At 62.0% G+C, this 14,090-nt stretch carries 9 protein-coding genes; 8 read left to right on the top strand and 1 reads right to left on the bottom strand.

From position 1 onward, the window contains the following. Positions 1-49: 49 nt before the first annotated feature. From hutI to upp, 6 genes are all read left to right on the top strand, one after another. Entirely contained in the window at positions 50-1,264 is a 1,215-nt protein-coding gene (gene hutI / locus V1278_RS27095) for an imidazolonepropionase (RefSeq protein ID WP_334382810.1), read from the top strand. Further along, the gene (gene hutH / locus V1278_RS27090; RefSeq protein ID WP_334382809.1) at positions 1,261-2,838 is read left to right on the top strand and encodes a histidine ammonia-lyase; all 1,578 of its coding nucleotides are present in this window, start codon (positions 1,261-1,263) and stop codon (positions 2,836-2,838) included. Before hutI ends, hutH begins: the two co-directional genes overlap by 4 nt. Beyond that, the gene (gene hutU / locus V1278_RS27085) at positions 2,835-4,505 is read left to right on the top strand and encodes a urocanate hydratase (RefSeq protein ID WP_334382808.1); all 1,671 of its coding nucleotides are present in this window, start codon (positions 2,835-2,837) and stop codon (positions 4,503-4,505) included. Before hutH ends, hutU begins: the two co-directional genes overlap by 4 nt. Before the next feature lie 173 nt (positions 4,506-4,678). Next, positions 4,679-5,929, top strand: a complete 1,251-nt coding sequence (locus V1278_RS27080) for a GTP cyclohydrolase II (protein ID WP_334382807.1) — start codon at positions 4,679-4,681, stop codon at positions 5,927-5,929. 21 nt (positions 5,930-5,950) lie between these two features. Continuing rightward, positions 5,951-7,189 (top strand): URC4/urg3 family protein, encoded by a 1,239-nt coding sequence (locus tag V1278_RS27075; protein ID WP_334384267.1) that lies wholly within the window; start codon positions 5,951-5,953, stop codon positions 7,187-7,189. Positions 7,190-7,283: 94 nt separating this feature from the next. Further along, positions 7,284-7,913: a uracil phosphoribosyltransferase gene (gene upp, locus V1278_RS27070; protein ID WP_028350870.1), complete on the top strand. Its 630-nt coding sequence runs from the start codon at positions 7,284-7,286 to the stop codon at positions 7,911-7,913. A gap of 23 nt (positions 7,914-7,936) precedes the next feature. On the opposite strand, the gene V1278_RS27065 is transcribed toward upp, so the two are convergent. Then, positions 7,937-9,439: an AMP nucleosidase gene (locus V1278_RS27065; RefSeq protein WP_334382806.1), complete on the bottom strand. Its 1,503-nt coding sequence runs from the start codon at positions 9,437-9,439 to the stop codon at positions 7,937-7,939. Between the two features lie 118 nt (positions 9,440-9,557). Here V1278_RS27065 and tenA point away from each other — a divergent pair, with 118 nt between their 5' ends. Further along, a complete protein-coding gene (gene tenA / locus V1278_RS27060; RefSeq protein ID WP_334382805.1) occupies positions 9,558-10,229 on the top strand; it encodes a thiaminase II in 672 nt (223 codons plus the stop codon). 589 nt (positions 10,230-10,818) lie between these two features. Next, on the top strand, positions 10,819-13,923 hold the full coding sequence (locus V1278_RS27055) for a DEAD/DEAH box helicase (protein WP_334382804.1): 3,105 nt from the start codon (positions 10,819-10,821) through the stop codon (positions 13,921-13,923). The last annotated feature ends 167 nt before the right edge of the window (positions 13,924-14,090 follow it).

The following is a 14,090-nucleotide window of genomic DNA, read 5'->3' as shown; positions in this document are numbered from 1 at the left end:
TGTATAGACATATAGATACGTCAAGCTCCTGCCGCTGAAGGAGAGCTGCATGGCCGACCGCTTCGATCGAATCTGGCTCAACGCCCGGCTCGCCACGGTTCGGGAGGATATGCCCGGGCTCGGTGTGATCGAGGACGGCTTGGTCGCGGCGCGCGACGGACGCATCGCGTTCGTCGGTAGCCGTTCCGACTTTCCATTGGACGCTGATGTGGCCGAGCGGATCGATTGCGCGGGGCGCTGGATCACGCCGGGATTGGTGGATTGTCACACCCATCTGGTTTTTGGCGGAAACCGCGCCCACGAGTTCGAGCTGCGGCTGCAGGGAGCGAGCTATGAAGAGATCGCGCGCGCCGGCGGCGGCATTGTCTCCACGGTCGCGGCGACGCGGGCGTCCAGTGAGGCCGAGCTTGTTGCCGACGCGCTGCCAAGGCTCGATGCCCTGATCGGCGAGGGCGTGACGACGCTGGAGATCAAATCCGGCTACGGGCTCGATACCGAAACCGAGATGCGTCAGCTATCGGCGGCGCGTGCGCTGGGTGATAAGCGGCCGGTCGCCATTAAGACGACGTTTCTCGGCGCGCACGCGACGCCACCGGAAGCTGACGGTGACAAGGATCGGTATATCGACCTTGTCTGCCGCGAGATGTTGCCGGCGGTGGCGCAGGCCGGATTGGCCGATGCCGTCGATGCCTTCATGGAAGGCATTGCGTTCTCGGGAGAGCAAACGGCACGGGTGTTCCGCGCGGCAAAGGGGCTTGGATTGCCGGTCAAGCTGCATGCGGATCAGTTGTCGAACCTCGGCGGCGCCGCGCTTGCCGCGGAATTCTCGGCCTTGTCGGCAGATCATCTGGAGCACACCGATGATGCCGGCGCCGCGGCAATGGCGCGAGCAGGGACGGTGGCGGTACTGCTGCCGGGCGCATTCTATTTTATTCGCGAGACGACGAAGCCGCCGATCGAACTATTCCGCGCCCACGGCGTCAACATGGCACTTGCGACAGACTGCAATCCCGGCAGTTCGCCGCTGACGTCGCTTCTCCTGGCAATGAATATGGGCGCAACGCTGTTCCGGCTGACCGTTGCCGAATGCCTCGCTGGCGTAACGCGGGAAGGTGCGCGCGCACTCGGAATTCTCGGTGAGACAGGAACGCTTCAGGCGGGCAAATGGTGTGATCTTGTGATCTGGGAGATCGAGCGGCCGGCCGAGCTCGTTTACCGGATCGGCTTTAATCCGTTGCACAGCCGGGTGTGGAGGGGACAGTGAGCCGCCCCGACGCCCCCATTGTGGTTTCGCCTGGAAAGGTCAGCCTCGACGATCTGGCGCAAGTCCTGGCCGGGGCTCCGGTCGTGCTCGATCCGTCGTTCTGGTCGCGCGTTGAAGCTGCATCTTCGATTGTCGCCGCGGCCGCGCGTGCGGAAGCCCCAGCGTACGGCATCAATACCGGATTTGGAAAACTGGCCTCGAAACGGATTGCTGCCGACCAGACGGCGCTGCTGCAGCACAATCTCATTGTGTCGCATTGCTGCGGCGTAGGGCCGCCGACGCCGGAGCCGATCGTTCGTCTGATGATGGCGCTGAAGATCGTCTCGCTCGGACGAGGCGCATCGGGCGTGCGCCGCGAAATCATCGAGCAGCTCCAGGCCATCCTAGCGCGAGGCATTTGTCCGTTGGTGCCGCAGCAGGGATCGGTCGGAGCTTCCGGCGATCTGGCGCCGCTTGCGCATATGACGGCGGTCATGATCGGCGAGGGGCAGGCGCTGGTCGGCGGAAGCGTTGTGCCGGCCCGCGATGCACTGGCCGCCGCCGGTCTTGCGCCGGTGGCGCTCGGTCCGAAAGAAGGCCTCGCGCTGATCAACGGAACGCAGTTTTCGACCGCCTATGCCATTTCCGGTTTGTTGCGCGCCCATGGCCTGGCCAGTGCGGCGCTAGTGACGGGCGCGTTGTCGGTCGACGCCGCGATGGCTTCGACGGCGCCGTTTCGTCCCGAGATCCAGCAACTGCGCGGGCATGCCGGGCAAATCGCCGCCGGCGCGGCACTGACGGCGTTGCTTGAGGGTAGCGATATCCGCATGTCGCATTTGGAGGGCGACGAGCGCGTGCAGGATCCCTATTGCCTGCGCTGCCAGCCCCAGGTCGCCGGCGCTGCGCTCGATCTGCTGACGCAAGCCGCCCGCACGCTGACGATCGAAGCCAACGCCGTCACGGATAACCCGCTGGTGCTGGTCGAGACCGGAGAGATCGTCTCGGGGGGCAATTTTCACGCGGAGCCGGTCGCCTTTGCAGCCGACCAGATTGCGCTGGCACTCTCCGAGATCGGGGCGATCAGCGAGCGACGCATCGCTACCCTTGTCGATCCCGCGCTCAACTTCGGCTTGCCGCCGTTCCTGACCCCCGATCCCGGCCTCAACTCCGGATTCATGATCGCTGAAGTGACGGCAGCCGCGCTCTATGCGGAGAATAAACAGCGCGCCGCGGCCTGTTCGATCGACTCGACGCCGACCAGCGCCAACCAGGAAGATCACGTGTCGATGGCCGCACACGCGGCGCGCCGCTTGTCGGACATGGCGGACAATCTCGCCACCATCCTCGGCATCGAGCTATTGGTTGCGGTGCAAGGCATTGGGCTGCGCGCACCGCATTCGACCAGTCCCGCACTGGCTGCCGTGATTGCTGTATTGCGCGAGCAGGTGCCGGCGCTCGGCAGCGATCGCTACATGGCCGACGATCTCGCGAAGGCAACGGCGCTGGTTGAGGCCGGCGCGTTGCCGACGGCCGCTATGTCGGTGCTTGAGAGTAACCCGTTTCCAATCCTTGCCGAGAGAGGCTCTTTGTCATGAACCGCCGACTGGACAACGACCGCATCATCCGGGCGCCCCGCGGGCCCGAGATCAGCGCCAAGAGCTGGCTGACGGAAGCGCCGCTTCGAATGCTGATGAACAATCTCGATCCCGACGTTGCCGAACGGCCGAGCGAACTCGTCGTCTATGGCGGAATCGGCCGGGCCGCCCGCGACTGGGACAGCTTTGACCGAATCGTCGCCTCGCTGCGCAAGCTCGAAGGCGATCAGACGCTGGTGGTGCAGTCGGGCAAGCCGGTCGGAATTTTCCGCACCCATGCCGATGCGCCGCGCGTGCTGATCGCGAACTCGAATCTGGTGCCGCACTGGGCGACGCTCGATCACTTCAATGAACTCGACAAGCAGGGGCTGATGATGTTCGGCCAGATGACGGCGGGATCGTGGATCTACATCGGCAGCCAGGGCATCGTGCAGGGGACGTACGAAACGTTTGTCGAGGTCGGGCGGCGTCACTACGGCGGCAACCTCGCGGGCAAGTGGATCTTGACGGCGGGTCTCGGCGGCATGGGCGGCGCGCAGCCGCTCGCCGCAACCATGGCCGGGGCGTCGATGCTCGCGATCGAATGCCAACCGAGCCGCATCGAGATGCGGTTGCGCACGGGTTACCTCGACCGACAGGCAAGCTCGCTTGACGAGGCGCTCGCGATCATGACGGAGGCGAAGCAGAACAAGAAGCCGGTTTCCGTCGGCCTGCTTGGCAATGCCGCCGAGCTCTTTCCAGAGCTGGTCCGTCGCGGCGTCAGGCCGGACATCGTTACCGACCAGACCAGCGCGCACGATCCGATCAACGGCTATTTGCCGAAGGGATGGACGCTTGCCGAGTGGGAATCGAAACGCGAGGCCGATCCGAAAGCGGTTGAAGTCGCGGCCAAGACCTCCATGGTCGGTCATGTCCAGGCCATGCTGGATTTCCACGCGCAAGGTATTCCCACGCTCGACTATGGCAACAACATCCGCCAGATGGCGAAGGACATGGGATTGAAGAACGCGTTCGATTTCCCCGGCTTCGTACCGGCCTACATCCGTCCGCTGTTTTGCCGCGGCGTCGGCCCGTTCCGGTGGGCGGCGCTATCAGGAGATCCCGAAGATATTTTTCGGACCGACGCCAAGGTCAAGGAGCTGATGCCGGACGATAAGCATCTCCATAACTGGCTCGACATGGCGAAAGCACGGATCAAGTTCCAGGGGCTGCCGGCACGAATCTGCTGGGTCGGTCTGGGTGATCGCCACCGGCTCGGCATGGCGTTCAATGGCATGGTGGCGCGCGGCGAACTGAAGGCGCCGATCGTCATCGGCCGCGATCATCTCGACAGCGGCTCGGTTGCGAGCCCGAACCGCGAAACCGAAGCTATGCGCGACGGCTCGGATGCAGTGTCGGACTGGCCGCTGCTCAATGCGCTGCTCAATTGTGCCAGCGGGGCCACTTGGGTCTCGATACATCATGGCGGCGGCGTCGGGATCGGCTATTCGCAGCACGCCGGCATGGTCATTGTCGCCGACGGAACGCAAGAGGCGGCGCGTCGACTTGAACGCGTGTTGTGGAACGATCCGGCATCGGGCGTCATGCGTCATGCCGACGCCGGCTATGAAAGCGCGATTGCATGTGCCCGCGCCAACGGGCTCGATCTGCCCGGTCTGACGTTGTAGCTCCGGACTTTCTTGCGCCGGTGCTTCCAGAGGGGAGGATTTCCTTCCTTGTTGTAAATACACACAGTTTACCTATATAGTACTGCAGGGGTCACTGACCCGCATAATTCATTTGGTTCTCCGGTCAGGCCCGTCATTAAGGCGGGCCGTTGCCGTTTTGGGACTACCGAACGATGAGCAATTCCAATCGTATCGACCATATTCGCCTGACATCACATCCGGTGCCTGGTGCGACGCATGAATTCCCGATCCTGTGGGGAGCGCCGGCCGCGCGTGAACGTGGTCCCATCATCGGGACGGTATCGCGTCCGCAGGATCGCAATGTGATTGGCACTCACGGGGGCTCCTATGCGGTCTACCGCGCACTTGCCGTTTCTTCCGGTGCGCTGGATCCGATCCGTCGTCCCGACCTGACCAACACACACCCGGCCGCGACCATTGGGCCGTTCTCGCAATGGATAGATCCGGAACGCATTGTTGCGCTCGATCCATGGGGACATCTCGTCGCGGAGAACTTTCGCGCCGAAATCACGGAAGGCATCGATATCCGGCCGAGCATCGCGATCACGCGGGCCCGGCTCGACCTGCCGGAAATTCAGGCGGCTCTGGCCGCCAAGCGGCTGGTGCCCGACGGCGAGTTCGTTCACGCCAGCGGCTCCGTCTCCGTTGTCAAGATAGCGATCGATCCGGTCTGGCACTTGCCCGGGATCGCGCGGCGCTTCGGCACGAGCGTGACCAATCTGCGGCGTGCGCTGTTCGAACAGACCGCGGGCATGTTTCCCGAGCTTGTCACGCGCCCCGATCTGCAAGTCTTTCTGCCGCCGATCGGCGGAACGACCGTCTATCTGTTCGGCGATGTCACGAAGCTTCCGGACCATCGGACCAAAATCACCTGTCGCGTCCATGACGAGTGCAACGGTTCGGATGTTTTCGGCTCGGACATTTGCACCTGCCGTCCATATCTCATTCAGGGCATCGAGGAATGCGCGCGCGCCGGACAATCGGGGGGGCTGGGCGTTATCGTCTACAATCGCAAGGAAGGCCGGGCGCTCGGCGAGGTCACGAAGTTTCTGGTCTACAATGCGCGCAAGCGCCAGGAAGATGGCGACGATGCATCCGCCTATTTCGAACGAACGGAATGCGTTGCCGGGGTGCAGGATGCGCGTTTCCAGCAACTGATGCCGGATGTCATTCACTGGCTGGGATTGAAGCGCATCGACCGCTTCATCTCGATGAGCGACATGAAATATGATGCGCTGACGGGGCAGGGTATCGACATTGTCGAGCGCGTCGCCATTCCCGATTACATGATTCCCGCCGACGCCCATGTGGAAATGGCCGCGAAGAAAGCCGCGGGATATTTTTCACCTGACACAAAGCCTGAGGACCTGATCGCCTCCGGTCGGCCGCTCGAAAAATACTAGGGCGAGCCAGGGCCATTGATCGTGACAGCAGACGCGACGGCAGACGGCTTATCTCTCTTAAGTGCGGAAGCGGTGCGCAGTCGCGCGCACCGGATGCTGGAAATCGGCTTGAACGACCAGCTTCAGCATTTCAAAGTCGATCTTGGCCGGCTCGACGAGGTGGTTGATCTCGTGCTTGCGACAACGCGCAAGACCCATCCGACGTTCGATGTTTCCTTTCATTCGCGCTGGCGCCATTTTGTCGTCGGCGGCATCGATCGCTGGGCGGTCCTTGCCGACGCCAGGAACTGGCGCGGCAGGAAAGAGCGCGCGCGCGCCGAGTTTGACCTCGCCATGATCAGCGTGCTGCTTGACGCCGGAGCAGGCTCGTCGTGGCGCTATCGCGATCCCTTGACGGGCGCAAGTATCGGCCGTTCGGAGGGGCTGGCGCTTGCCAGTCTGGACATGTTTGCGCGCGGCGTCTTCTCAGCGAAGGCTGACGAACCATTGCGAGCGGATGCCGCTGTGCTTCAGCGGCTGACAGTTGCCGATCTGCAGACTGGCTTTCAGATTGCGGACGACAATCCATTGGTTGGCCTCGAGGGCCGCATCAGCCTTCTTCGCCGGCTCGGCGACGTAGCATCGGCGTCGCCGCAGATATTCGCCCGCGACGACACGGCTCGGCCGGGTGGATTATTTGATCACCTCACAGCGACGGCCGACGCGGGGGTGATCGCTGCCTCGACGATTTTGTCAGAACTTTTGCGCCAATTGGGGCCGATCTGGCCGTCGCGCATAACGTTCGGCGGAATTCCGTTAGGAGATTGCTGGCATCATCCGGCACTCAAGACCGAGGATGCGACCAGCGGGCTGGTGCCGCTGCACAAATTGTCGCAGTGGCTATCGTATTCGCTGATCGAGCCGATACAGCGGGCGGGGCTGCAGGTGACGGATATCGACGGCCTGACGGGCCTCGCGGAATACCGCAACGGTGGATTGTTCGTCGACGCCGGGGTACTGGTGCTGCGCGACCCCATGGACGCGCAACGCGAACATGATGTCGCGTCTCTGCTCGTGGTCGAGTGGAGGGCGCTGACCGTCGCGCTGCTGGACAGGCTGGCGGATCTGCTGCGGCAACGCGTTGGTCTTGATGCGGTCTCTCTTCCACTGGCGAAGATTCTGGAAGGCGGCACTTGGGCGGCGGGCAGGGCGCTGGCGTTCGCGCGGCGGCCTGACGGTTCGCCGCCCGTCAAGGTCATTAGCGACGGTACGGTTTTCTAGTATCTGTTGACGCGTTTTCTTCAGGCGAACAGGCTATCCGGTTCGATCAGAAATGCTATGGAACGCGATTCGATTACCCGCAGGGAGCAAAAGCATGGAAGGCGTTACGATCGTGGATCACCCGTTGGTCCAGCACAAGCTTACGCTGATCCGCGACAAGACGATTTCGACCAAGTCTTTTCGCGAGCTCCTCAAGGAAATCGGAATGCTGCTTTGTTACGAGGTGACGCGCGACCTGCCGTTGACCGATGTGGAGGTCGAGACTCCGCTTGCACGAATGCACTCCGCCAAGATCGCGGGTAAGAAACTGGTTTTCGTGCCGGTGTTACGGGCAGGGGTGACCTTTGTCGACGGAATGCTGGACCTCGTTCCGACCGCCCGCGTCGCGCATATCGGGCTCTACCGCGAACCGCATTCGTTCGTGGCGGTCGAATATTTCTTCAAATCGCCGTCCGATCTTCACGAGCGACTGGCAATCGTGGTGTCGCCGGTTCTTGCGACGGCGAACACGGCGGTGGCGGCGGTGGATCGGCTGAAGGAACGCGGCGCGAAGGATATTCGGCTGGTATGCCTGCTTGCCGCGCCGGAAGGTGTGGAGCGCTTTCGGGGCCTGCATCCCGACGTGCGATTGTGGACGGCCGGTATCGACGAGGGGCTCGATGCAAACGCCTTTATCCTGCCAGGCCTCGGTGATGCAGGCGACCGCGCCTACGGGACGCGATAAGGTCCCGACAGGTCTCGGCACGCCTACTGGAACGCCGTTTCCGAGAAGTTTCTGAGCTTGCGCGAGTGCAGCCGTTCCAATGGCATGTCCGCCAACTTCTCCATCGTGCGGATGCCGATGGTCAGATGCTGGGCGACCTGCCGCTTATAGAATTCGGTGGCCATGCCGGGCAGCTTCAGTTCTCCGTGCAACGGCTTGTCGGACACGCATAGCAAGGTGCCGTAGGGTACGCGGAAGCGGAATCCGTTGGCGGCGATGGTCGCCGATTCCATATCGAGCGCAATGGCGCGTGACTGCGAGAGCCGCTGGATCGGACCACGCCGGTCGCGCAATTCCCAATTGCGATTGTCGATGGAAGCAACGGTGCCGGTGCGCATGACGCGCTTTAGGTCATATCCGGATAGCCCAGTCACTTCCGCCACGGCCTCCTCGAGCGCGACCTGGATTTCGGCCAGCGCAGGAAGGGGCACCCATAGCGGGAGGTCGTCGTCGAGAACATGGTCCTCCCGCATGTAAGCATGCGCCAGCACGTAGTCGCCAAGCGCCTGGGTGTCGCGCAATCCGGCACAGTGCCCGAGCATGAGCCACGCATGCGGCCTGAGTACGGCGATATGGTCGGTGATCGTCTTGGCGTTCGCGGGCCCGACACCGATATTGACCATGGTGATGCCTGCGTTGTCCGGCCTCTTTAGGTGATATGCCGGCATCTGCGGCAGACGCGCCGTTGTGACGCCGGCGGCCGGTCGCTGTTCCCCGCGTCTGATGATGACATTGCCGGGCTCGACGAATTCGGCATAGCCGGTATCGCCGTTCGCCATCAGGTCCCTGGCGCGAGCACAGAACTCGTCGATGTAGAATTGGTAGTTGGTGAACAGCACGAAGTTCTGAAAGTGGTTGGGGCTGGTGGCCGTGTAGTGCTGCAGGCGATGCAGGGAATAGTCGACGCGCTGCGCGGTGAATTGCGACAGCGGCCTCGGCCGGCCGACCGGTGCTTCGTATGTGCCATTGGCGATCTGATCGTCGGTTCCATCAAGATCTGGAACGTCGAACAGGTCTCGGATCGGTCGCTTGATGTTCCTGGCAGCGGCGCCGTCAACGTAGGTGCCTTCCTGAAAAGCAAAATGCAGCGGGATGGGGGTTTCCGATTCCGACACGACGACCGGAACGCCATGGTTGCGCATGATCAAATCGAGCTGCTCGATGAGATAGGTTTCGAACAGGTCGGGCTGGGTGATCGTGGTCGAGTACTGCCCGGGCGTCGGCATGTGGCCATAGGACTGACGAGAATCGACCTGGGTGTATGAGCTCGTGGTGACGCTGATTTCCGGGTAGAACGCCCGGTATCGCCGGTTACTGTCGCTGCCAGCCGCGAGCGCGGCGAAGGAATCGCGCAGGAACTGGGTATTTCGGGCATAAAGTGATCGCAAAGCAGCGACCGCCTTGCGCGCGTCGTCGAAGCTTTGCCGCACGAAGGGCTCTGGTGTGGCTATTGGCCCGATGGCTTGGGGACGGCCGTGATTCTTCATGACCCTAACGTAGTATCTTGGACCCGCCTTGGGGAGGCTTGGCAAGGGAACCTTCCCGGCCCGCGGCGCGTCAGCAGTAGCGACAAGACTTCCCTGGAAGCAAACCCGGTAAGAAATCATGAGTTTCTTCGAGCGCCTAAAGACAGCAGCATCAGCCGAGTGGCGGGCCTACACCGAACATCCCTTCACGAACGGGTTGGCGGATGGTTCGCTCGCCGAGGCGGCGTTTCGTCACTACCTCGTCCAGGACTACCTTTTTCTCATCGAGTTTGCCCGCGCCTACGCGCTCGCCGTCTACAAGTCGCCCAAGCTTGCCGACATGCGTGAAGCGGCCGCCGGCCTCTCGGCCATCCTCGACGTCGAGATGAACCTGCATGTGAAGCTCTGCGCCGGCTGGGGCCTGTCGCCCGGCGATCTCGAACAGGCCCCGCCTGCCGTCGAGATGCTGGCCTATACACGCTACGTACTTGACGCTGGAATGCGCGGCGATCTGTTGGCACTCAAGGTGGCGCTTGCGCCTTGCGTGATCGGCTACGCGGAGATTGCGACACGGCTTGCGTCGCGACCCGATGCGCTCGCTGCAACGAACCCATATCGGGTTTGGATCGCCGAGTATGCCGGCGCGCCGTATCAGGAGGTCGCGGCGAAAGCGCGGGCTCATTTGGAGGATCTCGCCGATCTCTACGCCACGCCCGCCCGCGAGGCCGAGCTGATCGCGATCTTCAAGGAAGTTACGCGACTCGAGTCGGACTTCTGGGAAATGGGTTGGCGCGCAGGCCAACGTGCATGACAGTCAGTGACAGCGTACTACGTTTGTTTTTCAAGTTGAGCGAATATGACGGTCGTCGAAAGCGGGCCGCCCCTCCCGATCCCGCGCTCTACCTGCCGGGAGCTGCACCGTTCTGAGGCTATTTCAGCCTAATACTTGTGCGACCGGATCAATTCGTCGCGTGGACGTCCAACAATGGCGAAGTCGATCCGGAAGCAGTTCTCAAGCGAGTGACAGGCTTGGAGCAATGACGGTCCTGGCTGCCGAGGCCTAGGCTGAGGCGAGCGGGCAATCGTCAGGAATCGGGAACCTACTATCGGGCGGAGAGGGGGACGGTCGAGACGTCTCCGCTCCCAAGCGACGTTTCACTGGACGACTAGATTGGCTACGTGCGTCCGCGATCAAATTCGCATATGTACGCAGCCCGAGGCGTAGCTCTCGCATCAGAGCGGGCCTGTTCGAAGCAACACTCGCCATCAGCCACAGTTGGTGGCGAATCAACGACGGGTTCAAGGTGGGCCATTCCAGCAAAGCGCGTGTTGCCAGCCGGGCAACGAAGCGAACGAATTCTTCATCGCGGACTGCGATCTCTTCTTCGTCGCCCCTAGGCATGGTGGCCCTCCATCTGCTCGCACAGTGGAGGAAGTCGGGTCGCAAAGGCGTCGTCTTTCTTGCTGAAAACGAGAATAGGGCCGAGCGGCTGGGTGCCGTCATTCATGCCCTCGCGCCTTCGTGCGATGTGCTTGTTTTTCCAAGATTGAATACGCTGCCGTTCGATCAGCTGGAGCCGTCTCACGAAATCGCGGGTAGACGAAGCTCGGTCTTGAGGCGCCTTGCCAAGCCTGAGAAGCCGATCCTGCTCGTATCCACGGCAGAGGCCGTGATGGAGCGCCTTCCCACGGTGGCGAGTTGGTCCCGGGTCATCCTCCGTTTGAAAGTCGGTGCCGCGTTCTCTGAACAAGATCTCCGGGCGCGGCTTGAGGCCCTCGGATACGACCTCGATGACGAGGCGGACTATCCCGGCGGCGCGCTGTTTCACGGGAAGACTTTCGAGATTTTTCCCGCCGGCGCGCTCGGTCCGTTCAGAGTAGAGCATTCCGGCGGGCTGATACGTCGGATAGTGGCGTTCGATCCGATAGAACATGACATCGTTTTTGAGACGAAAGAGCTTCTCATCGACCCGATGTCGGAGCGGCTGGCGTTCGGGAACATACGCGGAAAGCGCTCGACCCTATTCGACTATTGTGGTCGAGCCAAGTGGATCGCGGATGCCGGCGTTTCAGCGCACGCTGATAGCTGGCTCAGCACGATCGAGGAAGCGGCGGGTCGCACGGACAGGGACCGAGAATACCTCGGGAGACGCGAATGGAAGCAGGCGACCAGGCGTATGAACGTGCTGTCGCAAAAGGCACCTTTCGCTCCCTCACCGGACTTTTCGCAGGTTGCATCGCCCAGGAAGGCGCTTCGTGCGTTCGTCGACGATACGCGGCGCGCCGGTTCGCGACTGGTTTTCGTCGCAGCGCATGAGGACGACCTGCGCGTGCTGGAACGGATGAGCGGAGTCAAGGCTGAGCACTTTGCGGATTGGAACGAGGCGACGGCCGGACGCCACCGTGAGGCGGCGCTTCTGGCCGACTTCGATAGGGGTTTTGTCGTGCCTGGTCGGAAACCTCTCGTCGTCGTGACGGCTTCCGATGTGCTCGGCAGCAGGGCTCATCATCCGCAGCCCCTCGCCAGAAGCTGGAGTGCGGCTTTCGACCACGCAGATGTGCCGGAGCAAGGGACAGCGGTTGTTCATTTGCAGCGAGGGCTGGCCTTGCTCGACGGCTTGCAGACCGTGGCAACGGGAGGCGGGTCGTCGCGCGAAATGATCAGGCTCGTATTTGCGGGAGACGATGCCGTTCTCGTTCCGCCCGCCGACCTAGCCTTGATCTGGCCGTATGCGTCGGAGCGCGGCGAACTCGCCCTCGACAAAGCGGATGGAAGTACATGGTGGAGCCGGCGTACCGAGGCGGAGCACGAAATTCAAATCGCCGGCAAGCAGCTCGCCAAACACATCAGCCAGCGGCGCCGCCGGCGGGCTCCGAAACTTGTACCTCCTGGTCCCATCTATGAGAGGTTTGTCGCGCGTTTTCCGTATTTCACGACAGTCGACCAAGCGAAAGCCATTCGGGACGTTTTGAATGATCTTGCGTCGGGCCACCCCATGGACAGGATCATTTGCGGCGACGTCGGATTCGGCAAAACCGAGGTGGCGTTGCGAGCCACGGCCGCCGTCGTATTGTCAGGGAAGCAGGTGGCGATAGCGGTGCCGACGACGGTCCTGGCAAGACAGCATGTCGCGACTTTCCGCAAACGCTTCGCTCCGTTTGGCATCGAAGTGGGGAGTTTGTCGCGAACCGGTTCGGGCGCAGAGACAAGAGGGGTGAAGGAGGGACTGAAGAGTGGCAAATTGAAGGTCGTGATCGGAACGCAGGCCCTCGCCTCGAAGGACGTGAAGTTCGCCCGCCTCGGCCTTGTCGTCATCGATGAGGAACAGCATTTTGGGGCGGCGGAGAAGGCGAGACTTTCCGGGCTGGCCAAGAGTATTCATGCCCTTTGGATGAGCGCCACGCCGATTCCGCGGACTCTCGCGGGCGGTCTTGCTGGCTTCAGGGATATTAGCGTAATTGCCTCTCCGCCCATTCATCGACTCCCGGTCGTCACAAAGGTCGCTCCTCTTTCCGATGCTGCTATTGCCTCCGCATTGCTGCGCGAGCAAAGGCGCCACGGGCAAAGCTTCTTGATCTGTCCGCGAATTCAAGATCTCGATCCGATGCTGGCGCGCGTTCAATCGATGGCCCCGGATCTCCGCATCGTCTGTCTGCATGGCAAGTTGCCCGCCGACGACATAGACGACCGAATGATGAGCTTCGTCGAAGGCGCGGCGGACGTGCTGCTGGCGACCAACATCGTGGAGAGCGGTCTCGATATCCCGCGTGCAAACACGATCGTGGTTTGTTGGCCCGAAAAGTTCGGTCTTGCGCAACTTCATCAACTCAGAGGAAGGGTGGGTCGCAGCGGGATACGGGCGTTTGCGCATTTGCTGACCGATTCGGGCTCGGAGCGATCTGAGAAGCGGTTGGCCGTTTTGGAAGAGTTTAACAGACCGGGCGCGGGTTTCGCGATCAGTGCGCGGGATCTGGATCTCAGGGGAGCGGGGGATGTGCTTTCAGAGCGACAGTCGGGTCATGTGCAGGTGTTCGGACCCGTGCTCTACAGTCACCTTCTGAAGTTGGCCTCGGAGAAAGCCGACGACAGAACAGCCGACCTGTGGGTGCCTGACCTGAATCTGCCGGTAGGGGACATGTTGCCCGCAGGCTACGTGCAATCGGAGGCGGTTCGGCTGGAAATCTACGGCCGCGTCGCCAGATGCCGAAGCGAAGATGAACTGGACGATCTCGAGGAGGAGACCTCTCGTCGCTTCGGCAGATTGCCTCCAGCGGCTCGCGAGTTCTTTGCCGCAGCAAGGCTCAGAATCGACTGCAGGCGAAGAGGAATTATAAGACTTGATGTCGGCCTGGATGCCGTAGCCGCGACATTCCTGCCGGGACGACTTCGGAAATCCAAGGCGCGATCCCTGCAACGCGATGGCGATCGGGTTGTCTACATCAGCAACGGACGCGATGGACCGCTTGGGAAGGTCGAAGAATTCCTCGACCTTCTGGATGAGTAATCGCGGCGCTGCTATTCAACTAGAGACAACCGATCCTCCGGCGTGCGGCAACGCCGAATGATGCCGATCTCGACCGAATGAGGTTCCGGCGGGCGCGCTCAGCCTTTAGCGAAAGGGAGGCGTCGTGCTTGCCGGCTCATCGGACTACCGCGCCAATTCCAGTTAGC

The sequence above is a fragment of the Bradyrhizobium sp. AZCC 1577 genome, assembly GCF_036924575.1.
Lineage (GTDB): Bacteria > Pseudomonadota > Alphaproteobacteria > Rhizobiales > Xanthobacteraceae > Bradyrhizobium.
Note: the sequence above shows the minus strand (reverse complement) of the source record. Positions and strands in the feature narration are given on the sequence as shown.